We start from the raw sequence: 25,699 nt of genomic DNA on the forward strand, positions 1-25,699 counted from the left end.
TCCTCAGTCCAGGGTGAAGTAGTCGGGGCCGGAGTAGCGGCCAGTCGCCATCTTGGTGCGCTGCATGAGCAGGTCGTTGAGCAGCGTGGAGGCGCCGAAGCGGAACCAGTCGGGGTCGAGCCAGTCGGGACCGGCGACCTCGTTGACCATCACGAGGTACTTGATCGCGTCCTTGGTGGTCTTGATGCCGCCGGCGGGCTTCACGCCGACCATCTGGCCGGTCTGCTCGCGGAAGTCGCGGACCGCCTCGAGCATGATCATCGTGACCGGCGGGGTGGCCGCGGGCTGCACCTTGCCGGTGGAGGTCTTGATGAAGTGACCGCCGGCGAGCATCCCGAGCCAGCTCGCGCGTCGGACGTTGTCGTAGGTCTGGAGCTCGCCGGTCTCGAAGATGATCTTGAGGTGGGCGTCCCCGCAGGCCTCCTTGACCGCGACGATCTCCTCGTAGACCTCGAGGTAGCGACCGGACAGGAAGGCGCCGCGGTCGATCACCATGTCGATCTCGTCGGCACCGGCCTCGACGGCGTCGCGGGTGTCGGCGAGCTTGATGTCGAGGGCGGCCCGGCCGCTGGGGAACGCGGTCGCCACGGCGGCGACCTTGACGCCCGAGCTGCCGAGGGTCTGCTTGGCGGTCGCGACCATGTCGGGATAGACGCAGACGGCGGCCGTCATCGGGCAGGTCGGGTCGGCGGGGTCGGGGTGCATGGCCTTCGACGCCAGTGCGCGCACCTTGCCGTGGGTGTCCTGGCCCTCCAAGGTGGTCAGGTCGACCATCCGGATCGCGAGGTCGATGGCGAAGGCCTTCGCGGTGGTCTTGATCGACCGGGTGCCCAGGCTCGCGGCCCGTGCCTCCGCGCCGACCTGGTCGACACCGGGGAGACCGTGCAGGAACCGGCGCAGGGATGAATCCGACGCGGTGATGTCGTCGAAGACTCCCGCTCCCGACGTGGAGGCAGAAGTTGTCGTCACCGACCCAGCATAGGGTTGGCGAGGGTCACGCGGCCAACCAGAGGAGAGCGATGCCGGAGCAGGACGACGAGGTGGTCAGGTTCCGCCCGACGGGCGGTCGGGTCATGGGTTCGCTGGCCGTGGTTGCTGCCCTCGCGGTGGTGCTGGTCGCGGTGTCGGACCGGGGTGTCGTGCCCCTCCCGGTGGTCGCCGGAGCCGTGCTGGTGGGGGTGCTGGGCTGGGCCTCGATGCTCTGGCCCGGGCTGAGCGTCACCCGGGACGAGCTCGTGCTGCGCACGATGTTCGAGCACGTCCGGCTGCCCCTGGCGGCCATCGAGTCCATCGCCGTGCGGCAGGTGCTGGCCGTGCGGGTCGGGGAGAAGCGCTACGTCTCCACCGCCATCGGCAAGAACTGGCGCCGGGCGATGGTCGGGGACAAGAACCGCACCCGCAAGGACAGCGACCGACCCGTCACCGAGGTCGACTACGCGGAGTACGTCGAGCAGGAGATCTACCGCCGGATGGAGCACGCGCGAGCGGTCACCGGGGTCGGGATGCTCTCCGACGAGCAGCTGGCGCTGGCCGCGGGCGTGCGCCGTACCCCCGCCTGGCTCCCCATCGGCCTCGTCGCAGCGGCACTCATCGGCCTGGTGGTCTCCGTCGTGGCGTGACCGGCCTCAGAGCCCGGCCGCGACCCGGAGGTCGCCCTTGATCGCGTCGAGCCGGCCGGCCGCCGCGATCCGCGCCGCACCGACGCCGTCCTCGGGGTCGACCGGGATGACGACCTCGAGGTAGCACTTCACCTTGGGCTCGGTGCCGCTCGGTCGCACGATGACCCGGGCGCCGTCGGCCAGCGCGAAACGCAGCCCGTCGGTCGGCGGCAGCGTGTCGCTGCCCAGCGACAGGTCGTCGATCCGCTCGACGGCCAGGCCGCCGAGACTGGCCGGGGGATCGTCGCGCAGGCGCTGTATCGTGGCCGGGATCTCGGCGAGGTCGTCGAACCGCACCGAGAGCTGGTCGGTGGCGTGCAGGCCGTGCTCGGCGGCGATCTCGTCGAGGAGGTCGTCGAGGCTGCGTCCCTCGGCCTTGGCGGCGGCCGCCATCTCACACACGAGGAGCAGGGCGGAGACGCCGTCCTTGTCCTTGACGTGCTCGGGGTCGACGCAGTAGCCGAGCGCCTCCTCGTAGCCGAAGGCTAGGCCCGGCGCCCGGCTGATCCACTTGAAGCCGGTCAGGGTCTCCTCGTGCGGCTGGCCGGCGGCCTGCGCCATCTTGGCCAGCAGGCTGGAGGACACGATCGAGTTGGCGTAGGTGCCCCGGCGACCGAGGGAGAGCAGGTGGTGCCCGAGGAGGGCGCCGACCTCGTCGCCGCGCAGCATGCGCCAGCCGTGGGCGCCCGGCACCGCGACGGCACACCGGTCGGCGTCGGGGTCGTTGGCGACCACGATGTCCGCGTCGCGCTCGGCGGCCAGCGCCATCGCGAGGTCCATGGCGCCCGGTTCCTCCGGGTTGGGGAACGCGACGGTGGGGAACTCGGGGTCGGGCTGCTCCTGCTGCGCCACCACGTGCGGTTCGCTGAAGCCGGCGGTCTCCAGCACCTGGACGACCGACGTGCCGCCCACGCCGTGCAGCGGCGTGTAGACGATCGTCAGGTCGCGCGGTCCGTCGCCGGCCAGCTCGGCGACCGTGTCGAGGTAGCGGTCGATGATCTCCTCGTCCACGGTCGTCCCGGCGTCGCCCCGCGGCACGTCGGCCATCGCCCCGACGGCCTCGATGCGAGCGGCGATCTCGCTGTCGGCGGGCGGGACGATCTGGCTGCCGTCGCCGAGGTAGACCTTGTAGCCGTTGTCCTGGGGCGGGTTGTGGCTGGCGGTCACCATCACGCCGGCGGCGCAGCCGAGCTCCCGGATCGCGAACGCGAGCAGCGGCGTGGGCAGGGGTCGCGGCATCACCAGCGCCTTCAGGCCCGCCCCGGTCATCACCTCGGCGGTGTCGCGGGCGAAGACGTCGCTGTTGTGGCGTGCGTCGAAGCCGATGACGACGCTGCCGCCGCGGTGGCCGGTGTCGAGGAGGTACGCCGCGAGGCCGGCCGCCGCCCGCGTCACCACGACGCGGTTCATCCGGTTGGGACCGGCACCGAGGGCGCCGCGCAGCCCCGCCGTACCGAACTCGAGGGTGCCCGCGAACCGGTCGCCGAGGTCGGCCCGGGCGGCCTCGTCGCCGCCGGTCTCCACCGCGGCGACGGCCTGCTCCAGCTCGGCGCGGGTCTGCGGGTCGGGGTCGTCCGCGGCCCAGGCTCGGGCGCGGGCGAGCAGGTCGTCGAGCACGTCGGCAGGAGCGGGATCGAGGCTGTCGGGCATGGGCTGACGCTATCGCCTGCCCGACGTGGCAGGGTCGACCCATGGCGAAGGCACGCACCTCCACCCGCACGGACACGATCATCGAGGTGGTGCGGGAGGCGTTCGCACCGCTCATGCGCACCGACCCGGCCGCGTTCCGGGCGAAGTACCGCAAGATGGCGAGGGACCCGCACGCCTTCTACCGCGGCACCGCGTGCCTGTTCTTCCACGACGTGACGTCCGAGACCGACGACTGGTCGCGCCACGGTGCTGAGCGGATCTGGATCCACGGCGACCTGCACGTGGAGAACTTCGGGACCTACCTCAACTCCGACGGTCGCCTCGTGTTCGACGTCAACGACTTCGACGAGGCCTACCTCGGGCGCTTCACCTGGGACCTCCAGCGCTTCGCGGCCAGCCTGGCGCTGGTCGCGTGGCAGAAGGCGCTGCCGGAGGAGGCGGTCCGCAAGCTGATCGCCCACTACGCGCGCTCCTACCTCTCCCAGGTCAACCACTACGTCGACTCCGACACCGACGACGACTTCGAGATCACCCTCGACACCGCCACCGGTCCGGTGCTCGTCGCGCTCGAGGAGGCGCGGGCGATGCGCCGTGCCGAGCTGCTCGACGGCATGACGCTGATGACGAAGGGTGTGCGCCGCTTCTCCGAGGACGACTCGGTGCGCCGGCTCGGTCGCGAGGAGCGGGCCTCGGTCGTCGCTGCGTTCCGCGACTACCTCGAGACGATCCCGTCGTCCAAGCGGTTCGACCGCGCGCTGTTCTACGAGCTGCGCGACGTCGTCGGCAAGTCGGGCTTCGGCATCGGCAGCGCCGGCCTACCGGCCTACAACGTGCTCGTCGAGGGCTACAGCCAGGCCCTCGACAACGACGTGGTGCTGTCGATGAAGCAGGCCAACGTGCCGGCCGTGTCGCGTTTCGTCGACACCTCCGAGGTCGACGCCTACTTCGAGCACGAGGGGCACCGCACCGTGGTCAGCCAGCGTGCGCTGCAGGTGCACACCGACCCCCTGCTCGGCCACACCCGCGTCGGTGACATCGGGTTCGTCGTCGCCGAGGTCTCGCCCTACGAGGTCGACCTCGACTGGGACGAGATCAACGAGCCGGCCGACATGCGCGCGGTGGTCGAGCTGCTCGGCCGGGCGACCGCGAAGATCCACTGCGCCTCCGACGAGGACAGCCAGCAGGACCTCGTCGACTTCCAGGTCGAGCAGGCCATCGCGGCGTCCCTGCAGGGTCGTCGCAAGGACTACGTGAGCTGGCTGTGCGACTGGGGGATCGCCTACGCCGTGCGGGTGCGCGAGGACCACGCACTGTTCGTCGACGCCTTCCGCGAGGGCCGGGTCGGGATCGCCGCCACCTGAGCGCGGCTGCCCGACCCGGCGGCTCGACCGGCGGTGCGGGTCAGGAGTCGATGCTCGACATGTCGCCGTACCGCGCCCCGACGACGGCGTCGCGGGGGACGGCCGCGTCGAGCGCGGCCAGGTCGTCGGCGGTGAGCTCGACGTCGGCGGCGCCGACGTTCTCCTCGAGGTAGGTCACGCGCTTGGTGCCCGGGATCGGGACGACGTCGTCGCCCTGCGCGAGCACCCACGCGAGGGCGACCTGGCCGGGCGTGGCGCCCTTGTCCTCGGCGAATCGCCGGACCTTGTCGACGAGCACCAGGTTGGCGTCGAGCGCCTCGCCGTTGAGACGGGGGAAGTAGGCGCTGTTGCGCGAGTCGTCCTCCTCGAGGGTGCCCTGCGCGATCGCGCCGGTGAGGATGCCGCGACCGAGCGGGGAGTAGGGCACCAGGCCGATCCCGAGCTCGCGGATCAGGGGCAGGATCTCGTCCTCGAGGTCGCGGGTGAAGAGGGAGTACTCCGTCTGCAGGGCCGTGATCGGGTGCGTGGCGTGCGCCTTGCGGATGTTGGCGGGGGAGGCCTCGGAGAGCCCGAGGTGGCGGACCTTGCCGGCCGCGACGAGCTCGCCCATGGCGCCGACGGTCTCCTCGATCGGCACGGTCTGGTCGACGCGGTGCTGGTAGTAGAGGTCGATGTGGTCGACGCCGAGCCGCTGCAGCGAGGCGTCGCACGCGGAGCGGACGTAGTCGGGCGAGCCGTTGATGCCGACGCGGGTGCCGTCGGGCAGCCGCTCGTTGCCGAACTTGGTGGCGAGCTGCACCTCGTCGCGACGCCCGGCGATCGCCCGGCCGACGAGCTGCTCGTTGGTGAAGGGGCCGTACATGTCGGCGGTGTCGAGGAAGGTGACCCCGAGGTCGAGGGCCCGGTGGATGGTGTCGATGCCCTGCTGCTCGTCCGCCGAGCCGTAGTACTCGCTCATCCCCATGCAGCCGAGGCCGAGGGTCGAGACGGTCAGGTCACCGAGGTTGCGCTGTTGGATCGTCATGCCCCGAGTCAACGCCTTGGAGTGCGCTCGAAGTCAAGCGGGCAGGACGGCGCGTTCGTAGAGGTCGATCTTGGTGTCGATGGCGCCGAGGTGGGAGCGGACCTCGTCGAGCTGGCGCAGCACCCGTTCGCGGTGTGCGCGGAGCAGCGCCAGCCGCTCGGCCTCGTTGCCCTCGCCCGCGCGGACCAGTGCGGCGTACGCCTTGACGTCGCGGATCGGCATGCCGGTGGCGCGCAGCTTGGCGATGAGCGAGATCCAGGTCAGGTCGGACTCGTCGTAGGCCCGGTGTCCCGAGGGCGACCGGCGCACCGCCGTACGCATCAGGCCGTCCCGCTCGTAGTAGCGCAGGGTGTGGGCGGTCAGGCCGGTCTGCTCGGCGGCCTCGGCGATGGTCAGGCTCATGGGGCCAGTCTCCGCCCTCGAGCGTGCTCGACGTCAAGCAGGCCGGCCCGTACGGCGACGGGCCGGCCTGCGAGGGGATGGTGCTCAGTGGGCGTCGGGCAGCACCCGGTCGTGGCGCAGCGACGAGCCCGCGGTCTCCTTGGCGAACCAGACCGCGACCAGGGTGATCACCGACGCGATCGTCATGTAGATCGCGACGAGGTGCACGTTGCTGTCGCCCTTCGTCGCTGCGCCCAGCAGGGCGACGGCGATGATCGGGGCCAGCGCGCCGGCGAAGATCGAGGCCAGCTGGTAGCCGACCGAGGCGCCGGTGTAGCGCACCGAGGTGCCGAAGAGCTCGGAGAAGAAGGCGGCCTGCGGGGAGTACATCAGCGCGTGCAGGACCAGGCCCACGACGACGGCGAGGATGATCTTCGACTCGTCCTTGCTGGTGATCAGGTCGAAGAAGATCCAGGACCAGGCGGCCACGCCGACGGCACCGGCGAGGTAGAGCGGGCGGCGACCGATCCGGTCGGACAGTGCGCCGACGAGCGGGATCGTGACGAAGTGGACGACCGCGCCGATCAGCAACGCCTTGAGGATCATCGACTTGTCGTCGGCGGTGCCGACGTAGGTCGTCAGGAAGGTGATCGAGATGACCGTGAAGAGGTAGTAGGAGATGTTCTCCGCCATCCGCATGCCCATCGCGACGAAGACCTCGCGGGGGTAGAGCCTGATGACCTCGAGGATCGGCAGGTGCTTGGTCTCCTTGGTCTCCATCTCGGCGTGAGCCTCCTTGAAGACCGGCGACTCCTCGATCGAGAGGCGCACCCACAGGCCGATGATGACGAGCACGGCGCTGAGGAGGAACGGGATGCGCCAGCCCCAGGCGTTGAAGGCGTCGTCGGTCTGCACGGCGGCCAGCACCCACAGCACGCCGGTGGCGAACAGGTTGCCCAGCGCCACGCCGGCCTGCGGCCACGACGACCAGAAGCCGCGCTGGCTGTCCTCGCCGTGCTCGGCGGCCATCAGCACCGCTCCGCCCCACTCGCCGCCGACGGCGAAGCCCTGCACGAGCCGGCAGGCGAGCAGCAGCAGCGGGGCGCCGATGCCGATCGAGGCGTACGTCGGAAGCAGCCCGATCGCGAAGGTCGCGACGCCCATCATGAGGAGCGAGGCGACCAGCATCTTCTTGCGTCCGACCCGGTCGCCGAAGTGGCCGAAGACCACGCCGCCGAGCGGGCGGGCCACGAACCCGAGCGCGTAGGTGCCGAAGGCGAGCAGCGTCCCGGTCGCCTTCTCGCTCTCCGGGAAGAACAGCGTGCCGAACACGAGCGCGGCCGCCGAGCCGTAGAGGAAGAAGTCGTACCACTCGACGGCGGTGCCGATGAGCGAGGCGAAGACGACCTTGACGATGTTGGTCTTCTCCGGCTCGGCGGCGTGCGCCGCGCTGCCTGCGGGTTGGGTGGACGTGCTCATGGGTGAGGCCTTTCTCGGGGGTCGTTCCGGGGGGATCGGGTGGGTCAGGCGGCGGTCCATCCGCCGTCCATCAGGTAGGAGGTGCCGGTGACCGAGCGGGCCGAGTCGGTGCACAGGAAGTGCACGACGTCGGCCACCTCGCCGGGCTCGACGAGCCGCTTGAGGGCGGAGCGCTCGAGCAGGACCTTCTCGACGACGTCGTCCTCGGGGATGTCGTGGGTGCGGGCCTGGTCGGCGATCTGGCCCTCGACCAGCGGGGTGCGCACGTAGCCCGGGCAGACGGTGTTGCTGGTGACGCCGTGCTCGGCGCCCTCGAGCGCGATCACCTTCGAGAGTCCCTCGAGACCGTGCTTCGCGCTGACGTAGGCGCTCTTGTAGGCGGACGCGCGGTGGCCGTGGACCGAGGAGACGTGCACCATCCGGCCCCAGCCGCGGGCGTACATGCCGGGCAGCAGCGCCTTCGCGAGGCGGAAGGGCGCCTCGAGCATGATCGCGTGGATGGTGCGGAAGGTCTGCGGGTCGAAGTCCTCGATCGGGGCGACGTGCTGGATGCCGGCGTTGTTGACGAGGATGTCGGCGTCCATCCCGGCCATGGCCGCGGTGACAGCGTCGCCGTCGCTGAGGTCCAGCACGAGGGCCTTGCCGCGGACGAGGTCGGCGACCCGCTCGGCCCCGTCGGCGTCGCGGTCGACGACGACGAGGCTCGCGCCCGCCTCGGCGAGGCGCGTCGCCACGGCGGCACCGATGCCGCTGGCGGCGCCGGTGACCACCGCGGTGCGCCCGTGGAGCTGGGCGGGATCTGTGACGTGGCTCTCAGGCATGGGCTCCACGCTAGGGCCGCGCTGTCACCGGTAGCCATGTGTCGGACCCACATGGTTGTGCTCGGTCAGTGTGGTTCGGTCACAGTTTCTGCAGGCGGAGGAGGCGCAGGGCCACCTGGACCTCGAGCGCCCGGGCCGGATCGCGCCAGGAGGTCCCGAGCAGCTCGGCGACCCGTCCGAGCCGCTGGCTGACCGTGTTGGGGTGCACGTGCAGCGCCTCGGCGGTGCCCGCGACGGCCCCGCCGTGCTCGAACCACGCGTCGAGGGTGGGCAGCAGCGTGGTGCCCCGCCGCTCGTCGTGCGCCAGGACGGGCCCGAGCGTCTGGTCGATGTAGTGCTCCACCGCGTCGGGCGAGGCGTCGCCGAGCAGCAGGCTGGCGAGCCCGAGGGAGGCGTGGTCGGCGACGTCGCCGCTCCGCCCGAGAGCACGCAGGGCGACAGCGGCGCGGTGGGAGGAGTCGTACGCCGCCGGCACCTCGCCCACCGACGTGCTCGCCACCCCCACGGTGGCGCCCTCGCCGAGGGCGTCACGCACGGCGCGGCCGAACGCCATCGCGTCCCCGGCGGGCGCCAGCACCAGGACGTCGCCGTGGTGCTCGGCGGAGAGCCCGCGGTGCTGGACGGCGACGCGGGCGGCGGCGCGGGCGGCGGTGCCCCGGTCGCCGTCGACGAGGACGGTGGCGAGCACCAGTTCGGTGTCGGGGTCGAAGGTGTGGCGGCGCGCCCGCTCGCGCAGCCGGTCGGCATCGAGCTCGCGACCCTCGACGAGGTCGACGAGCAGCTGGGTGCCGAGGCGCTCGCTGGCCTCGGCGACGCTGCGCGCGAAGACCAGCACGAGGGCGGTGACGAGCGCCCCCCGCTCGATCGTGCGCTGCTCGACCGCGACCAGGTCGGCCGGCGAGCGCCGGAGGGCGACGGTCGCGACGTGCTCGCCGGCCGCGACGGCCGCCGACACCCAGGTGTCGCCGGCGCGGATGGCGTGGCCCGAGCGCGCCGACTCCTCGGCAGCGGCCATGATCGCCGGTCCGTCGCCGAGGTCGGTGCCGGCCAGCAGCTGCCCCCGCGGGTCCCAGGCGGCGGACTCGCCGCCGAGCACCTCCCCGAGCACGTCGACCACCTCCGCGACCCCGCCTCCGGCGAGCAGCAGGTCGGTCATCCGCTCGTGCGCCAGCGCGGCCGCCTCCACCGAGGAGGCGTGCGCCGAGATCGTCCGGTTGGCCTCGTCGAGCCGGGCGAAGAGCCGCGCGTTCTCCAGCGCCACCGAGGCGTGGGCGGCGAAGGAGGTCAGCAGCGACACCTCGTCGGCCGGGAAGCGACGTACGGTGCGGTGGACGGCCAGCAGGGCGCCGATCACCCGCCCCTCGACCAGCAGGGGCACGCCGAGGATGGCGCGGATCCGCTCCCCGCCGACCGCGTCGTCGATGTAGTGGCGGTGCACGAACCGTTCGTCGGACTGGTAGTCCTCGGTGAAGTAGGGCGCGCCGGTCTGGGCGACGAGGCCGAGCAGCCCGGTGCCGAGGGGGAGACGCAGCGTCTGGAACTCGCGGGTCAGGGCGCCGTCGGTGACCTTCATGTACGACGCGCCCTCGACCTCGTCGTTCAGCGAGAGGTAGGTCATGTCGGCGCCCAGCAGGCTACGAGCCCGGCGCACGATCGCCGTCAGGATCTCGTCGAGGTCGCGGATCGCCGTGAGGTCGCGGGCCGTCTCGTAGAGCGCCGACAGCTCGCCCTCGCGGGAGCGGTGGCGGGCGATCAGGTCGCGCAGCCGCAGCGCGACGTCGTGCTCGCCGGCGCGCTCGGGGTACTCCTCGACCAGCCGGTCGAAGTCGGCGCGCGGGGCGCCGGTGTAGAGGAGGTCCAGGAAGCTGCCCTGGTCGTCGGGCATCTCCTCACTTGATCCCGGACCGGGTCAACCCCGCGACGAACTGCCGTTGCAGCAGGACGAAGAGGACGAGCAGGGGGACGCACGACAGCAGGGCTCCGGCCATGACGCCACCGTAGTCGGCGTCGTACTGGTTCTGCAGGAAGCGCAGGGCGATCGGCAGCGTGTAGAGGTCGGGGTCGCGCAGCGTGATCAGCGGCCACAGGAAGTCGTTCCACTGGGTCATGAAGGCGATCAGCACCATCACGGCGATGAGCGGGCGCGCGTTGCGCAGCACGACGCGGAAGAACGCCCCCGCGGTGGAGCAGCCGTCCACGCGGGCCGCCTCGAGCAGCTCGTCGGGGAAGGAGACGAAGAACTGACGGGCCAGGAAGACGCCGAGCGCCGTGGCTGCGGAGGGCAGGATCACCGCCCAGAAGAGTCCGATGAGGTCGAGCCCGGCCACCAGCTCGAACTGCGGGATCATGATCGCCTGACCGGGCACGACCAACGTGGCCAGCACGACGCCCAGCACCAGTGAGCGCCCGCGGAAGCGGAGCTTGGCCAGTGCGAAGCCCGCCAGCAGGTTGACGCACACGGACAGCACGGTGGTGATCACGGCGACCAGCAGTGCGTTGCGGAACCACCGCCCGACCGGGAAGCGGTCGAAGAGGCCGGTGTAGTTGGCGGTCGTCCAGTCGCTCGACCAGAGCGACGCGCCGTCCTCGAACAGCATCTCCCGCGGGGTGAAGGACACCACGAGCATGGCAACGAGGGGCAGCGCGAAGATCGCGGCCACCACCAGGCACACGAGGAACCGCACGGGCCGTGACATCAGCCGTCCTGCTTCCGGCTGGAGCGCACCTGCAGCGCGGTGATGAGGAGGGTCAGGACGAAGAGCACGACCCCGACGGTGGAGCCGTAGCCGAAGTTGCGCGCAGGCCCGAAGCCCTCGTCGTAGGCGTAGGTCACGAGCATCGTGGTGGAGTAGCCCGGACCGCCGTTGGTCATGACGTAGACGATGTCGAAGATCTGGAACGACCAGACCATGTTGACCACGAGCAGGAACATCGTGGTCGGTCGCAACGAGGGCACCACGATCAGGCGCACCCGTGCCCACTTCCCCGCGCCGTCGACCGACGCCGCCTCCAGCACCTCCTGGTCCAGGTCCTGCAGGGCGGCGATGTAGACGACCATGGCGAAGCCGATGCGGGTCCACAGCACCATCACGATCACCGAGACCATCGCCAACGACCCCTCGCTCTGCCACGACACCGCTCCCAGGCCGAGGTCGGCCAGGACGCCGTTGACGATGCCGATCGACTCGTCGAAGAGCAGCAGGCCGATGAGCGAGGTGACCAGCGTGCTGACCACGATGGGCAGGTAGACGATCGTGCGGAACACCCCGCGTCCCGGAAGCGCCTTGTCGAGCAGCAGGGCGAGCGCGAGACCGGCCACCACGGTGACGGGCACGGTGATCGCGGTGAACACGGCCGTGTTGAGCAGTGCTCGCCAGAAGACGTCGTCCCGCAGGAGCCGCGTGTAGTTGTCCAGCCCTGCCCACGTCCCGCCACCGAAGGAGCGCTTGGCCTGGAAGGACAGCACGAACGCCCAGACGAGGGGGACGAGGAGGAAGAGCCCGAGCAGCAGCAGGTTGGGGGCCAGCATCACCCACGCGGTGACGGAGGACCCCCGGTGCTGTCGCGGGTCCCGGCGGGGGCCCTGGCGCTGGCCATGGCGCTGACGCGGGCGGGCCTCGACGGTGCTCATGCGGTGCTCGCCCGGTTGAGTGAGGCGCCCGCCGTGACCTGCTCCGAGAGCCGCCGCAGCGTGTCGTCCACCGGCCGGCCGCCGAGGAACGTCTCCTCGAGCTCGTTGGCCAGGTCGACGTTCACCTCCGCGAAGGTGGGGGTGGTGACATCGGCGACGTCGCGGTCCTCGATGGTCCGGATCTGGTCGGCGTAGACCGGCATCAGGTCTCGGCCCAGGGCGAAGTCGAGGCCGCGCTCGACCAGCGACGCCCGGGTGGGCAGCAGCACGGACGCCGAGCAGAAGTCGCCCATCGCCTCCGGCGAGGCGAGGAAGACCAGGAACTCGGCGGCCAGGTCGGCGTTGACCGCCTGCCGGCTCGCGACGATGGCGTTGCCCCCGAGCTCGCTCGCCTGCCGCTGGTCCTGGGGGAGGTACGTCGCGGCGTACTCGAACCGCTTGCCGATCGTGTCCGCGAAGGCCGGCAGCAGGAAGTTGCCGGCGAAGAGCATCGCGAGCTTGCCCGAGGTGAACAGCGCGTCGGGATAGGTGGCGCTCTTCGTGGACGTCGAGTCGGGCACCCAGCCGCGCTCGAAGAACGAGGCGGTGAAGTCGAGGGCGCGCCGACCGGCGTCGTCGTCGACCACCGCGCGCGAGAGGTCGGTGTCGTAGAGGTGGCCGCCCGCCTGGAAGAGGAAGTTGAGCCACCGGAACGCGCCGGCGGCCTGCCAGTTGACGCCGAACGGCGTCGTGCCGTCCGGGGCTGCCTGCGACAGCCGATCGGCGACGTCCGCGAACTCCTCCCACGACCAGGCGTCCTCGAGCCGGTCGGGGACCGAGGTGATGCCGGCGTCGCGCAGGAGATCGGGGCGGACGACCACCGCACTCGTGTCGACGTGCTGGGGGATGCCGAAGCTCCGGTCCCCGTGGGCGACCGCGGCCATCAGGGCCGCCGGCACGTCGTCGGCGAGGTCGCCCAGGGCCTCGGTGACGTCGAGGAGCTGGCCGGTGCTGGAGTAGAGACCCATCGTCGGGTAGTCGACACGGAAGACGTCGGGCGCGGTGCCGGAGATGAGGCCCGCGTCGATCCCGGTCGCGAAGTCGGCGAACGGCACCACCGTGAGGTCGACGGTGACGCCCTGCTCCTGCGCGAAGCGGTCGGCCAGCTGCTGGTAGATCCCGGTCTCGGTGTCGGTGCCGTAGACCTGCACGGTCAGCCGATCGCGAGCACCGCGGGAGGTGCTGGAGACCCGCTCGGTCAGGCCCGCGCAGCCGGTCAGTGCTCCCAGTCCCACGACCGCCCCACCCGTCAGGACGGTCCTCCGGCGCAAGGTCGTCCCGTGCTCCGAGGTAGGCATGCGGGCAACCTACGTGCCGTTGAACGCGTTCAACAGACCCTCCCGCCCCTACGGGTGGGACGCGATCCGTCAGCCGTCGAGCGCCGGGCGCTCGAAGTCGACGCCGGCGTAGGGGCCACCGACGAACGACGCCTCGAGCTCGTCCTCGTCGCGGGGCTCGATGCTGTCGCGGTACGCCGCTGCGTCGTCCTGCGGCTCGTAGCCCAGCCGACGCCCCGGCTCGAGGTCCCACCAGGCGTCGGTGTTGTCACTGATGCCGTAGAGCACGGCGTAGCCCGGGGCGGCAGCGGTCAGCGCGGCCTCGACCATGCGGACCGCGTCGTCGGGCGACAGCCAGGTCGCCAGGTTGCGTGTGGTGGTCGGCTCGGGGAGGAAGCTCCCGATGCGACAGCTGACGGCGTCGATCGAGTAGCGGTCGGCGTACAGCTGGAGCAGCGCCTCGGCGGCGACCTTGGCGACGCCGTAGAAGGAGTCGGCGCGGGGGAGGGCGTCCTCGGAGAGGAGGTCGCGTCGTGGGGTGCGGCCCACGGCGTGGTTGGAGCCCGCGTAGACGATGCGGGTGATGCGGTGCTCGACCATGGCGTCGAGCAGGGCCGCCGTCGTGATGACGTGCGAGGTCAGCTCGGCCGGCAGGTCGACCTCGTCGGTGCGGCCGGCGAAGTGCACGACCGCGTCCAGCCGCTCCTCCGCGAACACGGCTCGGACGGCCGCGGCGTCGCTGCAGTCGACGGTGTGCCAGCGACCGGTGAAGCCCTCGGGCTCGGGCACCAGGTCGAGGCCGACGACCTCGTGGCCGAGGTCGCACAGGCCGAGGGTGAGGACGCGACCGAGCGAGCCGGCCGCGCCGGTGAGGAGGATGCGCATGGGCGCAGCGTAGGTCAGATCCGCGGCACGACCTGGCCGAGCAGGTCGCCCATCCGGCCCGCAGCGGCCTTGCCCGCCTCGAGGACCTCCTCGTGGTTGAGGGGCTCGCCGCTGATGCCGGCCGCGAGGTTGGTGACCAGGCTGATCCCGAGGACCTCCAGGCCGGCCTCGCGGGCGGCGATCGCCTCGAGCGTGGTGCTCATGCCGACCAGGTGGCCGCCGATCGCGCGGACCATGCCGATCTCGGCCGGGGTCTCGTAGTGCGGGCCGGGGAACTGGACGTAGACGCCCTCGTCGAGGGTCGGGTCGATCTCCTTGCACAACCCGCGCAGGCGGGGGGAGTAGAGGTCGGTCAGGTCGACGAAGTTGGCGCCCTCGATCGGGCTGGTGGCCGTCAGGTTGATGTGGTCGGAGATCAGCACCGGCTGGCCGGGGCGGAACGACTCCTTGAGGCCGCCGCAGCCGTTGGTGAGCACGATCGCCCGGCAGCCGGCGGCGGCGGCGGTGCGGACGGGGTGGACGACGGCCGCGACGCCCTTGCCCTCGTAGAAGTGGGTGCGGCTGAGGAAGACCAGCACGTTGGTGTCGCCGACCGCGATGCTGCGGATCCTGCCCGAGTGGCCGACGACGCCGGCGGCGTGGAAGCCGGGCAGGTCGGTGGTGGCGATCTCCGCCGTCGCCGCGCCGAGGGCGTCGACGGCGGGCAGCCAGCCCGAGCCGAGGACGAGGGCGACGTCGTGGCTCTCGACGCCGGTGAGCTCGGCGAGCTTCGCTGCGGCGTCCCGGGCGAGGGCCTGATGGTCGGCCTGATGGTCGGTGCCGTGGTCGGTGCTGTGGTCGTTCACGCGGGTGATCCTAGTGGGGCCCCCGGGCATGATGGCGCCATGGAGTTCTACGACTACGACACCCGCGTGGCGGCGTACGCCGTGATCGTCGACGGCGACCGGATCCTGCTGTCGTGGTGGAACGGCGAGGGCGTCGGCACTCCCGCCTGGTCGCTCCCCGGCGGTGGCATCGAGCTCGAGGAGACGGCCGAGCAGGGTGCGATCCGCGAGGTCCGGGAGGAGACGGGCTTCGTCGTCGAGCTGACCGGTCTGCTGGTCGTCGACTCGCACGTCGTGGCGCCGGGCGACCGGACCATCGAGACGGACCGCTGGGCGCGGCACCTGCGGATCGTCTTCACCGCGCGGGTCGTCGGCGGCGAGCTCGGGACGCTCGAGGTCGACGGCTCGACCGACCGGGCCGACTGGGTGCCGATCGCCGCGGTGCCGGACGAGCCGCACGTCGGGCTCGTCGAGGTCGCGCTCGGGGCCTGGCTCGACCGGCGGGCCTAGAGACCGGTCGAGCGGCAGGCGCGGGCCCGGATGCCCGCCGCGTAGTCGGCAGGTGCGTCGGCCGCCTCGGCGGCGTCGGCGAGCACGCCGAGGTAGGACGCGGACGGCAGGCCGCCCTCGTAGGCGTCGAGCACGTAGGCCCACACGACGAGCTCGCCACTCATCGTCACCACCCGCACCCGGGTCTTGCGGTAGAGCCCGGTGTCGGCCGACTCCCAGCGGTCGAGCTCGGACTCGTCCTCGGGCGTGACGTCGTAGACCGCGACGAAGACCTGCTCGATCGGGTCCTCGACGATCGTCGCGAGAGAGCCGTCCCAGCCGTGCTCCTCGCCGCCGAACGTGAGCCGCCAGCCCCGCAGCCAGCCCGTGCTGTGCAGCGGCGAGTGGGGGCAGCGTTCGCTCATTCGTCCCGGGTCCAGGTTGGTCCCGTAGGCGGCGTAGAGCGTCACGGGGCAAGGGTAGCGAGGTGCGACCCGACGGCTAGGGTGTGACCCGTGACCGACACGCATTTCGACACCCTCGTCCTCGGCGCCGGCCCCGGTGGCTACGTCGCCGCGATCCGCGCCTCCCAGCTCGGCCAGAAGGTGGCCGTGGTGGAGGAGAAGTACTGGGGAGGGGTGTGCCTCAACGTCGGCTGCATCCCGTCCAAGGCCCTGCTGAAGAACGCCGAGCTGGCCCACACGCTGCAGCACGAGAAGGCGAAGTTCGGCATCGAGGGTGACGTCACGATGGCGTTCGGCGCGACCCACAAGCGCTCGCGCGACGTGAGCGCCGGGATCGTCAAGGGCGTCCACTTCCTGATGAAGAAGAACAAGATCACCGAGGTCGACGGCTGGGGCACGATCACCAGCCCGACGTCGGTCGACGTGAAGACGAAGGACGGCTCCACCACGCCCTACACCTTCGACAACCTGATCATCGCCGCCGGCGCGACCGTGCGCCTGGTGCCCGGCGTGACGCTGTCGGACAACGTGGTGACCTACGAGGAGCAGATCCTCACCGACCAGCTCCCCGAGTCGATCATCATCGGCGGCTCCGGCGCGATCGGCGTCGAGTTCGCCTACGTCATGGCCAACTTCGGTGTCGACGTCACCATCGTGGAGTTCCTCGACCGGATGGTCCCCACCGAGGACCCCGACATCTCCAAGGAGCTCGCCAAGCACTACAAGAAGCTCGGCGTGAAGGTGCTGACCAGCACCGCGGTGAAGAACGTCGAGGACACGGGCTCGGGAGTGAAGGTCACGGTCGCCCCCGCCGCCGGCGGCGACGAGCAGGTGCTCGAGGCCGGCAAGTTCCTGGCCGCCTTCGGGTTCGCGCCGCGGGTGGAGGGCTACGGCCTCGAGAACATCGGCGTGGCGGTCTCCGACCGCGGCGCGATCGAGATCGACGACTTCGGCCGCACCAACGTCGCGAACGTCTACGCCATCGGCGACTGCACCGGCAAGCTGATGCTCGCCCACGTCGCCGAGGCGATGGGCATCGTGGCCGCCGAGACGATCAACGGCGCGGAGACCATGCCGGTGGAGTACGACTTCGTGCCGCGCGCGACCTACTGCATGCCCCAGATCGCCTCCTTCGGCTACAGCGAGCCGCAGGCCGAGGAGCGGGGCTACGACGTGAAGACCGCGACGTTCCCGTTCACCGCCAACGGCAAGGCCATGGGCCTCGGCGAGGCGGTCGGCTTCGTCAAGGTCGTCGCCGACGCCGAGCACAACGAGATCATCGGCGCGCACCTGATCGGTCCCGACGTGACCGAGCTGCTGCCGGTGCTCACCCTGGCGCAGAAGTGGGACCTCACAGCCGACGAGGTCGCCCGCAACGTCTTCGCCCACCCCACACTGGGCGAGGCCGTCAAGGAAGCCGTGCACGGCATCGCCGGCCACATGATCAACCTCTGAGGGCACGCCTCACCCGCTGGCGGCCGTCTGGTCGCGGACGTGCCCGTCCGCGATCAGCGCCGCCGTGGCGAGCGCCGCATCGGCCTGCTCCAGCGCCGGTCGCAGCCGCGACTCCCAGCACTCCAGGAAGCGCGTCGCGTCCTGACCGGTCCAGTCCGTGCCGACCAGCCCGGCATCGAGCCGGGCGGCGAGCTCCTGCACCCGCGCACCGGCGTCGCGCAGGTCGGCGCCCAGCGCCTGCACCGCCTCGGTGTCCATGCCCCGCCAGGTCATGACGTTCCCACCGCCTGCGCGGCCAGGCCGTGCAGGGTCGTCCGGATCCCCTCGACCGTCTCCGGTCGCGCGGTCGCACCCTCGCCCGGGGTCGAGGTCACCGACCACGAGCCGTCCGGTCCGGAGTGCAGCCCGACCAGCTCGGGTCGCGGCCCGCGGTGGCCGGCCCTCAGCACCACGACGTCCGCCCGGACGTGCGCCCGCCCGAGCCTCTCGAGCAGCTGCGCCGGGGCCTGCGCCTCGGGGAGGGCCGCGATCCTCACCGCGTCGCCCAGGCCGTCGGTGGCGTCCGGGTGGAGCGCCGCACCGACCAGCAGGGCCGGCAGGTCGCGGGTGAAGGCGAGCGCGAAGCGGTGCAGCCCGTCCTCGCTCACCTCCTCCACCACGAGCAGGTCCTCGACGACGTGGGCGTACCAGAAGTCCTGACCGTCCGTCGTCGTGCGCGCCACCGCGACCAGCGTGACCGCCGTCTCGCGCAGGGTCATCAGCGTCATCACGTCCTCGCGCAGCAGCAGCCGGACGGGCCCCTCCTGCGGCCGGCCGCCGATGTCGACGATCCCGCGCGCGACGAGGCTGCGGTACGCCGAGCGCTGGGCCTGCTCCACGTCGCGGGCCGCCAGCGTGGAGAAGTAGGGCGTGACCACCGCGCCGGGACCGGAGACCAGCAGGGAGAGCTCCTCGTCGGTGAGGACCTCGACGGCGCGGACGTGCGGCCCGGCCGCCGTGTCGGCCATCGCCGCGGTCATCGCCCGCCTCCTGCCGGGGTCGCGAGCATGCTGCGGCCGCGATCGGCATACGACGACATGGCGTCGCGCCACCGGTCGGCGACCCAGCCGGTGGACACCTGGTAGGCGCGCTCGACGGAGTCCCAGTGGTCGTAGGCGTAGTTGCCGGCGCTCCACAGCGCGTAGGCCGTCACGCCGACGGCGGCCACGGTCGCGGTGATGGGTGCCGTGGCGACGGCGCCGATCCCGCCCGCGATCAGGACCACCGCGCCGGCGCCACCGCCGAGGGCGAATCCGCGGGTGGCCCACGCGCGCCAGCCCTGGTAACCGCCCCCGGAGCGGATGTCGCCGATGGCCGAGACGACGGTCAGTGGCAGCGCCACCCGGGACGCGAGCTTGAGGACCGGGTTGGTGCTGGTGCCGAGCAGGAAGGCGCGCCCGGCCTCGATCAGCCGCTCGGTGCGGGTGAGCGCGGCGAAGCCGGTCGCGGGGAGGACCAGGGCGCGGAAGAAGGCCGCCAGCCCGCCGAGCCGCTTGAACGCCGAGAACGCGCGGCGGCCCGCGTCGCCGGTGACGGCGAAGTCGTAGAGCCGTCCGAGGATGCCGAAGAGATGGGTGTCGCCGCTGGCGATGTCCTGCGCCCACGCGTTGACCCGCAGGTGGCGCCCGGCCGCGGCCAACTCGTCGGCGACCTGCCGCATCTGGGTCTGCGCGAGCCCGGTCCACTGGTCCTTGCACCGGTCGGCGCTCGGGCCCTGCCACGCCTGCGTGCGGTCGATCGACCGGGCCAGGCGTCGCGCGAGGTCGTCGAGCTCGACGGCCGCGTCGCCGAACTGGCCCGCGAGGTCGGCCAGCTCCGCCGTGTCGGCACCCACCATGGTCATGGCGGCAACGCTAGGTCCGGAGGCCGGTCGTAGGCACCCGGAAAGTTCCTGCTCGGTCGCTGCAACAATGAGCCGCATGAATCGTGTGGTGATCATCGGCGGCGGTCCCGGCGGCTACGAGGCGGCGCACGTGGCCGCGCAGCTCGGGGCCGAGGTGACGATCGTCGACACCGACGGCATCGGCGGCTCCGCGGTCCTCACCGACTGCGTGCCGAGCAAGACCCTGATCGCCACCGCCGAGCTGATGACCGAGGTGGCCGACTCGGCCGAGCTCGGCATCGACTTCGCCGACCACGAGGGCGACGCCGCGACCACCGTCCGCGTCGACCTGGGCAAGGTCAACGCCCGGGTGATGCGGCTGGCCGCCGACCAGTCCACCGACATCGCGGCCCGGCTCGACCGCGACGGTGTGCGGGTGATCAAGGGCCGGGGCCGGCTCGGGCCCGACCTCAGCGTCACGGTCGGCGACGAGACCGTGCAGGCCGACTCGATCCTGGTCGCGACCGGTGCCGCGCCGCGCACCCTGCCCACCGCGCAGCCCGACGGCGAGCGCATCCTCACGTGGGAGCAGGTCTACGACCTGACCGAGGTCCCCGAGAAGCTGATCGTCGTGGGCTCGGGCGTCACGGGGCTGGAGTTCGCCAGCGCCTACCTCGCGCTCGGGATCCCGGTCACCCTGGTCAGCTCACGCGACCGCGTGCTGCCGGGGGAGGACGCCGACGCGAGCGCCGTACTGGAGGAGGTGTCGGTCCGGCGCGGGATGGAGGTGCTCGGTCGCTCGCGGATGGAGTCGGTGACGCGCTCGGGCGACGAGGTCACCGTGCGGCTCACCGACGGCCGCGAGGTCACCGGCTCGCACTGCATCCTGGCGCTCGGGTCGATCCCCAACACCGCCGACCTCGGCCTCGAGGAGGCCGGGGTCGCGACCGACGACGGCGGGTTCATCACCGTCGACCGTGTCTCCCGCACCTCGGCTCGCGGGGTGTACGCCGCAGGCGACTGCACCGGCGTCCTGATGCTCGCCTCGGTGGCCGCCATGCAGGGCCGGATCGCCATGTGGCACTTCCTCGGTGACGCCGTCGCGCCCCTGGACCTGAAGAAGGTCTCGTCCAACGTCTTCACCTCACCCGAGATCGCCACCGTGGGCTGGTCGCAGCAGGCCGTCGACGCCGGCGACATCGTCGCCGAGGTCGTGATGCTCCCGCTGGCCGGCAACGCCCGCGCCAAGATGCAGGGCGTCCGCGACGGCTTCGTGAAGCTCTTCATCCGCCCCGGCACCGGGATCATCGTCGGGGGAGTGGTCGTCGGGCCGCGCGCCTCCGAGCTGATCCACCCGGTCTCGCTCGCGGTCGCGGAGTCACTGACGGCCGACAAGCTCGCACAGGCGTTCACGGTCTACCCGTCGATGAGCGGGTCGATCGCCGAGGCCGCCCGGAGGCTGCACCGGGTCTGAGGGTTCAGGCGGTCGCCGCGGCCATGACCTGCTCGGCCAGGGCGTCGGCGTCGATGGCCGCGTGGGTGTCGACCCGGATCAGCTCGCCGATGCCGAGCGGGCCGCGGTAGCTGCTCCGCACGGCCTTGACTGCCGCCGCGATCTCAGCGGGCGACCGGTCAGCGTCATGGTGGCCGGGATGGCGAGTGCGGGCCGCGAACCGTCCTACGGCCACGTCGGCCGGGCAGTCGCAGAACACCTCGATGACGGATCCGGCGGCATTGACCAGCCTGGTGCGCGCGGTGTCGTGGTGCCACCAGTTGACGAGGATCGCTTCGTGCGAGTTCTCCGCGAGCCGGTAGAGCACCTCGTCGCTCGCCCGGCTGAGTCGGGTGCGCACCTCTTGATCCGGCGACCCAAGAGTGTCGAACAGGCTCTCCAGGATCGCGTCCTTGTCGATCATCGCCATCGACAGGCGCTCGCTCAGCAGAGCGCCGACGGTGGTCTTGCCGCTCGCCGGGAGTCCCGACACCACGACCACGAGGCGAGCCGTCACGGTCGTATCTTGTCAGGACCCGGGGCTTCACCTGCCTTGTCGTCCTACGTGCGTCTGGTGAAGCGGTGGTCGCCGTTGGCCATCAGGTGGGTGAGGTAGCGGGTGTCGTGGGCGCGATGGTGGTGGTGCGTGCACAGGAGGGCGGCGTTGTCGAGGTCGGTCGCCCCTCCGTGGCTCCACGGGTGTGGGTGGTGGGTCTCGCACCACGCGACGGGGACGGTGCAGCCCTCCGCCTGGCACTGGTTGTGCTGGCTGCGCAGCGCCTTGCGCTGGGCGGGCGTGTGGAGCCGGCGAGTGCGTCCGAGGTCGAGGACCTGGGACTTGCCGCCGAGGACGACGGGCACGATCTTGGCCTGACAGGCGAGCCGTCGGGCCTGGCCGGCCGTGATGGCGTCGCCAGTCTCAAGCGTCGCGATGCCGGCGCGTTCCAGCTTGTCCCGCAGCTGGTCGAGGCGCAGGTGCACGGTCACCGTGGTCGCGGTGCCGCCGTGCGCGGGCAGGACATCCGCCGGCAGGGACTCGAGGAGGTCGGTCAGGGCCAGTGCCAGCAGCCGTGGCGCCGGGACGCGTTGCCCGTCGGCCTCCGATGCCGTACGGCGGGGAGAGGCGAACGCCTCGAGGTAGGTCCGCAACCGGGCGGCCGTGGCGTCGGGAATTCGGCCGGTCAGGCGGGTGGTGCCGTCGCCCAGCGGGGTCAGGGACAGGCGGGCGCGTTCGGCGGCGCGCTGCTCCTCGCGTTCCAGCGCTCGACGCTCGGCATCGTCACCGATCTCGGGGGCGACCACCTCGAGCACCTTGCGCGCGAGACGCCTCAACGGTGTGGGCGCCCAGTCATCGGCCAGCCCGATCAGGTGGAGCTCGGCGCGCTCTCGGACCTCGGGGCTCACGCCGTCCGCGGGCAGCTCGTCGAGCGCCTGCGCGACGACCTGCGCCTGCTCGAGGTTGACCCGCCCGTCGAGCACCGCGGCACCCAGGTGCACGTAGTCGGTCTCGACGGAGCGGGCGAGCCGGGCCAGTCCGATCGAGGGTCGGTGGTCGTGCCTGGTCGACGCGGCGTACCACTCCCCGACCGACCGGGCACCGACCTCGTCGGCCACGTCGCCGGAGGCGGCGAGCACCGACAGCAGCAGTCCCTGACTGCGGGTCACGAGGGTCGAGAGCTCGCGCAGCGCGGTCGCCTTCTCAGTGGTCGACATGAAGGTCGGGTTGACCGAGCCCGCCTTGTCGATCCGGTCGGACATGGCCGCGACGAGGCCCAGCAGCGGGTGCTGGTCGCGCGTCTCGCGGGTGCCCTCCATGACGCAATTCTACACCTGAATCGAACACGTGTTCGAGTTCTCCACAGGCGGGGCGAGGTGCTCTTCCCCGCGTCGTCGGACGCTCGATCTCGACTGCTGCGTCAGGCGGTCGCGACCGTCTCGTAGTGCTCGACGACCGGGAACGGGTCGTAGAAGTGGTGGAGCAGCGCGCGCCAGTCCTGGTAGTCGGGTGAGCCGCGGAAGCCCACGGTGTGGTCCTCCAGCCGCTCCCACTGCACGAGGAGCAGGTACGTCGCCGGGCGCTCGACGCAGCGCGACAGCGTCAGCCCGCCGAAGCCCGGCATCGCCGCGATGATCGCCTTGGCGCGGGCGAAGGCCTCCTCGAACTCGGCCTCGCGACCGGGGACGACGGGCAGGACGGCCTGTTCGAGGATCACGCGAGCGATCGTGCCACGAACTACAGACGTGTAGTTGTCGCTGACCGGTTGTCGCGCCCCGGTCGCCGTGTTCTGATCAATCGTCACGCCAGTCACATCCGTCCCACGCACCACCCGACACCACGGAGCCCGACGCCCGATGCGCCGCTTGACCTCGTCCCTCGCCACCCTGCTGGCGGTCGCGCTCGGCACCGTCGTGCTGGCCGCCCCCGCGCACGCGGGACGCCGGGCGGAGGTCTTCCCGGTCACGGGCAACTCGACCATCACGCTGACCGGCCACGGATACGGGCACGGCCGCGGTCTCTCGCAGTACGGCGCCGAGGGGGCCGCCCGTCAGGGGCTCACCTGGCAGCAGATCACCGAGTTCTACTACCCGGGAACCTCATGGGGGGATCTTCGGGGCTCGATCAAGGTGCTCATCACCGCCGACACCTCGAGCGACGTGCACGTGCTCGCCCAACCGGGGCTGAAGGTCACCCGCCTCAACCCGCGCACCACGTGGGACCTCCCCACGAACGGTGCCAGGAGGTGGCGGCTCCAGCCCCGGGGGGCGAGCACGCTCGTCCAGTTCAAGGTGGCGATCGGCTGGCAGACCTGGCGCGCCTTCGGGGGTGAGGGGGAGTTCTCGGCGGCCTCGAAGAAGATCGCGCTGGTCAAGGGCGGCACCACCTCGACGTACCGCGGACGGCTCCGCTCGGCCATGCCCACCCCCGGCTCGGCGACGCGCGACACGGTCAACATCCTCAGCATGGAGCAGTACCTGCGCGGCGTCGTGCCGCTCGAGATCCCGGCGACCTGGAGCCCGGACGCGGTGAGCGCGCAGGCGGTCGCCGCGCGGACGTACGCCGCCGCGGAACGCTCGCACCCCAACGCCGCGCACTACGAGATCTGCGACACCACCGCCTGCCAGGTCTACGGCGGCTACGACGTGGAGCACCCCGCTGCGACCGCGGCGATCAAGGCGACCGCGCGCCAGGGCCTCTTCTACGACGGACGGCCGGCGTTCACCCAGTTCTCGGCGAGCAGCGGCGGCTGGGTGTCGGCCGGCTCGGCGCCGTACCTCGTCGCGAAGGAGGACCCCTACGACGGCTGGGACGGCAACAAGTTCCACGCGTGGACCCTCGAGATCGACGACGCGCTCATCGAGCAGCACTACCCGACGATCGGGGACCTCACCTCGATCGAGGTCGCGACCCGCGACGACAACGGCGAGTGGGGCGGCCGGGTGAGGGCGATGACCCTGTTCGGCAACGCCGGCCGCGTCGACCTCAGCGGCGACTCCCTGCGCACCGAGCTCGGCCTGAAGTCGTCGTGGTTCACCTTCACCGTCACGCCGACCTCGGCGCGCCGTGGCTGAGTTCACCTGGCTCCCGGCCAACCGCGCGACCGACGAGGACGTCGCCGCGGTGTTCGAGACGAGTGGTGCGCACAAGTGCCGGTGCCAGGGGCTGAAGGTGCCCGGCTGGATCTGGCGCGACACCACGCAGGCCGAGCGCGACGCCGCGCAGCTGGAGCAGACCGCGTGCGGCACCGACGGCCCGACGTCCGGCCTGATCGGCTACGTCGACGGCGAGCCGGCGGGCTGGGTCGCCGTCGAGCCGCGCGAGAACTACCCGCGCCTGTGGGCCCGCAAGCAGCCGTGGATGCGGATGGACCCCGAGCTCGAGGGCGTCTGGTCCGTCACCTGCTTCGTCGTGCGCAAGGGCTTCCGCAAGGCCGGCCTGACCTACGAGCTGGCCACGGCCACGGTGGAGTACGGCGAGCAGGTCGGCGCTCGTCTCCTCGAGGGCTATCCGATCGACCCGCCGGAGGGCAAGACGGTCATCTGGGACGAGGCATCGGTCGGCCTGCTGCAGGTCTTCCTCGAGGCGGGCTACGAGGTGGCCGCCTCGCCCACCCTGCGGCGCCGCGTGGTCCGGCGGCACCTGGCCCCGAAGGTCGACGCCACCTACACGCGCGTCTGATCGATCAGGTCGAGGTCGCGCACGCAGAACCCGTGGTGCTCGAGCTCCTCGCCGAGCACGGTGCCCAGGCACTGACGCAGGGTGCGGCCGGTGGCGTACGGCGGCCACCGACCGTCGTCCGGCACCGGCGCCGGCTCCCGGAGCTGCCCGGGCGTGACGCCTGCCAGCCAGCCCTCCAGCTCGGCGGCCTGCTCGGCCCGGACCGTGAGCACTTCGTCGAGCGTCGGGTCGGCCGTCGGGTCGAGGCCCTGCTCCTCGCGGTCGGGCACGGACTCGATCCCCAGGCCGATCGAGGTGAACGGCTCCGTCGACCCCAGGCAGCACCGGCGGAACCACGAGTCGTGGACGAAGACCAGGTGTCGCAGCGTCTGCACGGCCGACCACTCGTCGTTCACGCTCGCGTGCTCGAGTCCGGGCGACTGTCGCAGGCGGTCCGCGGTCGCCGCCCACGCGGCGCGCAGCTCGCTCCACCCCCGGCGCAGGTCGGCGGGGTCGTCGGAGCGGAGGAGGAGGCGCACCGGCTGGCGGCGGTCGAGCTCGGCCTCGACGTACGCCATGACCTCCACCCCGTTGACGGTCAGGTTGGTGACCAGCCCGTCGATCACGGCGTCCTGCATGACCACCCCGACCAGGCGTGCGTTGCTCAGGTCGCACTCGCGGAACTCCGCGCCCGACAGGTCCTCGTCGACATACCTCGTCATGCACCGCACGCTATGCCCGGCCGCCGACAC

27 protein-coding genes are annotated in these 25,699 nt (G+C 71.7%); 7 read left to right on the plus strand and 20 right to left on the minus strand.

All coding sequences use genetic code 11. The features are described 5' to 3' along the window. Positions 1-3 precede the first annotated feature (3 nt). Positions 4-969, minus strand: coding sequence for a deoxyribose-phosphate aldolase (gene deoC / locus C7S10_RS07425; protein WP_108343756.1), 966 nt, complete (start codon positions 967-969; stop codon positions 4-6). Between the two features lie 50 nt (positions 970-1,019). Between deoC and C7S10_RS07430 the strand changes: the two genes are divergently transcribed. After that, on the plus strand, positions 1,020-1,619 hold the full coding sequence (locus tag C7S10_RS07430) for a hypothetical protein (RefSeq protein ID WP_108343757.1): 600 nt from the start codon (positions 1,020-1,022) through the stop codon (positions 1,617-1,619). 6 nt (positions 1,620-1,625) lie between these two features. Here C7S10_RS07430 and C7S10_RS07435 read toward each other — a convergent pair whose 3' ends face one another. Then, positions 1,626-3,308 (minus strand): phospho-sugar mutase, encoded by a 1,683-nt coding sequence (locus C7S10_RS07435; protein ID WP_207769274.1) that lies wholly within the window; start codon positions 3,306-3,308, stop codon positions 1,626-1,628. Positions 3,309-3,349: 41 nt separating this feature from the next. On the opposite strand from C7S10_RS07435, the gene C7S10_RS07440 reads away from it, so the two are divergent. Then, positions 3,350-4,669, plus strand: coding sequence for a DUF2252 domain-containing protein (locus C7S10_RS07440; RefSeq protein WP_108343758.1), 1,320 nt, complete (start codon positions 3,350-3,352; stop codon positions 4,667-4,669). Between the two features lie 40 nt (positions 4,670-4,709). On the opposite strand, the gene C7S10_RS07445 is transcribed toward C7S10_RS07440, so the two are convergent. The 10 genes from C7S10_RS07445 to C7S10_RS07485 form a co-directional block, all read right to left on the minus strand. Next, positions 4,710-5,693, minus strand: coding sequence for an aldo/keto reductase (locus C7S10_RS07445; RefSeq protein ID WP_207769275.1), 984 nt, complete (start codon positions 5,691-5,693; stop codon positions 4,710-4,712). A 33-nt stretch (positions 5,694-5,726) separates the two neighbouring features. After that, on the minus strand, positions 5,727-6,095 hold the full coding sequence (locus C7S10_RS22505; RefSeq protein WP_207769276.1) for a MerR family transcriptional regulator: 369 nt from the start codon (positions 6,093-6,095) through the stop codon (positions 5,727-5,729). An 84-nt stretch (positions 6,096-6,179) separates the two neighbouring features. Next, on the minus strand, positions 6,180-7,553 hold the full coding sequence (locus C7S10_RS07450) for an MFS transporter (RefSeq protein ID WP_108343759.1): 1,374 nt from the start codon (positions 7,551-7,553) through the stop codon (positions 6,180-6,182). Between the two features lie 44 nt (positions 7,554-7,597). After that, positions 7,598-8,374, minus strand: coding sequence for a 3-hydroxybutyrate dehydrogenase (locus C7S10_RS07455; protein ID WP_108343760.1), 777 nt, complete (start codon positions 8,372-8,374; stop codon positions 7,598-7,600). Between the two features lie 79 nt (positions 8,375-8,453). Further along, on the minus strand, positions 8,454-10,259 hold the full coding sequence (locus C7S10_RS07460) for a helix-turn-helix domain-containing protein (RefSeq protein ID WP_108343761.1): 1,806 nt from the start codon (positions 10,257-10,259) through the stop codon (positions 8,454-8,456). Between the two features lie 4 nt (positions 10,260-10,263). Further along, entirely contained in the window at positions 10,264-11,070 is an 807-nt protein-coding gene (locus tag C7S10_RS07465) for a carbohydrate ABC transporter permease (protein ID WP_108343762.1), read from the minus strand. After that, positions 11,070-12,005: a carbohydrate ABC transporter permease gene (locus C7S10_RS07470; RefSeq protein WP_207769277.1), complete on the minus strand. Its 936-nt coding sequence runs from the start codon at positions 12,003-12,005 to the stop codon at positions 11,070-11,072. The genes C7S10_RS07465 and C7S10_RS07470 overlap by 1 nt, the downstream gene beginning before the upstream one ends. Further along, the gene (locus C7S10_RS07475) at positions 12,002-13,342 is read right to left on the minus strand and encodes an ABC transporter substrate-binding protein (protein WP_108343763.1); all 1,341 of its coding nucleotides are present in this window, start codon (positions 13,340-13,342) and stop codon (positions 12,002-12,004) included. Before C7S10_RS07475 ends, C7S10_RS07470 begins: the two co-directional genes overlap by 4 nt. A 69-nt stretch (positions 13,343-13,411) precedes the next feature. Further along, a complete protein-coding gene (locus tag C7S10_RS07480) occupies positions 13,412-14,206 on the minus strand; it encodes an NAD-dependent epimerase/dehydratase family protein (protein ID WP_108343764.1) in 795 nt (264 codons plus the stop codon). Between the two features lie 14 nt (positions 14,207-14,220). Further along, positions 14,221-15,051 carry a purine-nucleoside phosphorylase gene (locus C7S10_RS07485; RefSeq protein ID WP_243395255.1) on the minus strand — a complete coding sequence of 277 codons (831 nt, stop codon included), beginning with the start codon at positions 15,049-15,051 and terminating at the stop codon, positions 14,221-14,223. A 39-nt stretch (positions 15,052-15,090) separates the two neighbouring features. Between C7S10_RS07485 and C7S10_RS07490 the strand changes: the two genes are divergently transcribed. Beyond that, positions 15,091-15,540: an NUDIX hydrolase gene (locus tag C7S10_RS07490; RefSeq protein ID WP_108343766.1), complete on the plus strand. Its 450-nt coding sequence runs from the start codon at positions 15,091-15,093 to the stop codon at positions 15,538-15,540. On the opposite strand, the gene C7S10_RS07495 is transcribed toward C7S10_RS07490, so the two are convergent. Beyond that, positions 15,537-15,989: a gamma-glutamylcyclotransferase gene (locus tag C7S10_RS07495; protein ID WP_207769278.1), complete on the minus strand. Its 453-nt coding sequence runs from the start codon at positions 15,987-15,989 to the stop codon at positions 15,537-15,539. The genes C7S10_RS07490 and C7S10_RS07495 overlap by 4 nt on opposite strands. A gap of 45 nt (positions 15,990-16,034) precedes the next feature. Between C7S10_RS07495 and lpdA the strand changes: the two genes are divergently transcribed. Next, a complete protein-coding gene (gene lpdA, locus C7S10_RS07500) occupies positions 16,035-17,438 on the plus strand; it encodes a dihydrolipoyl dehydrogenase (RefSeq protein ID WP_108343768.1) in 1,404 nt (467 codons plus the stop codon). Between the two features lie 9 nt (positions 17,439-17,447). Here lpdA and C7S10_RS07505 read toward each other — a convergent pair whose 3' ends face one another. Genes C7S10_RS07505 through C7S10_RS22020 form a run of 3 tightly spaced genes read right to left on the minus strand, consistent with a single transcriptional unit; the run spans position 17,448 to position 19,320 of the window. Next, positions 17,448-17,711 carry a hypothetical protein gene (locus C7S10_RS07505; protein WP_133176456.1) on the minus strand — a complete coding sequence of 88 codons (264 nt, stop codon included), beginning with the start codon at positions 17,709-17,711 and terminating at the stop codon, positions 17,448-17,450. After that, a complete protein-coding gene (locus C7S10_RS07510; protein ID WP_108343770.1) occupies positions 17,708-18,457 on the minus strand; it encodes a hypothetical protein in 750 nt (249 codons plus the stop codon). The genes C7S10_RS07505 and C7S10_RS07510 overlap by 4 nt, the downstream gene beginning before the upstream one ends. Beyond that, positions 18,454-19,320: a WXG100 family type VII secretion target gene (locus tag C7S10_RS22020; RefSeq protein WP_165807076.1), complete on the minus strand. Its 867-nt coding sequence runs from the start codon at positions 19,318-19,320 to the stop codon at positions 18,454-18,456. The genes C7S10_RS07510 and C7S10_RS22020 overlap by 4 nt, the downstream gene beginning before the upstream one ends. 76 nt (positions 19,321-19,396) lie before the next feature. On the opposite strand from C7S10_RS22020, the gene C7S10_RS07525 reads away from it, so the two are divergent. Then, positions 19,397-20,773 carry an NAD(P)H-quinone dehydrogenase gene (locus C7S10_RS07525; RefSeq protein WP_243395256.1) on the plus strand — a complete coding sequence of 459 codons (1,377 nt, stop codon included), beginning with the start codon at positions 19,397-19,399 and terminating at the stop codon, positions 20,771-20,773. 4 nt (positions 20,774-20,777) lie between these two features. Here the strand turns inward: C7S10_RS07525 and C7S10_RS07530 are convergent, their stop codons facing one another. The 3 genes from C7S10_RS07530 to C7S10_RS07540 all read right to left on the minus strand — a co-directional run bounded on the left by C7S10_RS07530 (position 20,778) and on the right by C7S10_RS07540 (position 23,004). Further along, positions 20,778-21,308 carry a P-loop nucleotide/nucleoside kinase family protein gene (locus tag C7S10_RS07530; RefSeq protein ID WP_108343772.1) on the minus strand — a complete coding sequence of 177 codons (531 nt, stop codon included), beginning with the start codon at positions 21,306-21,308 and terminating at the stop codon, positions 20,778-20,780. Positions 21,309-21,352: 44 nt separating this feature from the next. After that, complete coding sequence (locus tag C7S10_RS07535) at positions 21,353-22,606, minus strand: HNH endonuclease signature motif containing protein (RefSeq protein ID WP_108343773.1); 1,254 nt, start codon at positions 22,604-22,606, stop codon at positions 21,353-21,355. A 101-nt stretch (positions 22,607-22,707) separates the two neighbouring features. After that, positions 22,708-23,004, minus strand: coding sequence for an antibiotic biosynthesis monooxygenase family protein (locus C7S10_RS07540; RefSeq protein ID WP_108343774.1), 297 nt, complete (start codon positions 23,002-23,004; stop codon positions 22,708-22,710). Positions 23,005-23,152: 148 nt separating this feature from the next. Here C7S10_RS07540 and C7S10_RS07545 point away from each other — a divergent pair, with 148 nt between their 5' ends. Continuing rightward, the gene (locus C7S10_RS07545; protein WP_165807077.1) at positions 23,153-24,361 is read left to right on the plus strand and encodes a SpoIID/LytB domain-containing protein; all 1,209 of its coding nucleotides are present in this window, start codon (positions 23,153-23,155) and stop codon (positions 24,359-24,361) included. After that, complete coding sequence (locus C7S10_RS07550) at positions 24,354-24,968, plus strand: GNAT family N-acetyltransferase (RefSeq protein WP_108343776.1); 615 nt, start codon at positions 24,354-24,356, stop codon at positions 24,966-24,968. The genes C7S10_RS07545 and C7S10_RS07550 overlap by 8 nt, the downstream gene beginning before the upstream one ends. Here C7S10_RS07550 and C7S10_RS07555 read toward each other — a convergent pair. Then, positions 24,953-25,669: a DinB family protein gene (locus C7S10_RS07555; RefSeq protein ID WP_108343777.1), complete on the minus strand. Its 717-nt coding sequence runs from the start codon at positions 25,667-25,669 to the stop codon at positions 24,953-24,955. The two genes, C7S10_RS07550 and C7S10_RS07555, sit on opposite strands and share 16 nt — an antisense overlap. Positions 25,670-25,699: the final 30 nt, after the last annotated feature.

Origin of the sequence: Nocardioides currus, assembly GCF_003057875.1 — a bacterium.
Lineage (GTDB): Bacteria > Actinomycetota > Actinomycetes > Propionibacteriales > Nocardioidaceae > Nocardioides > Nocardioides currus.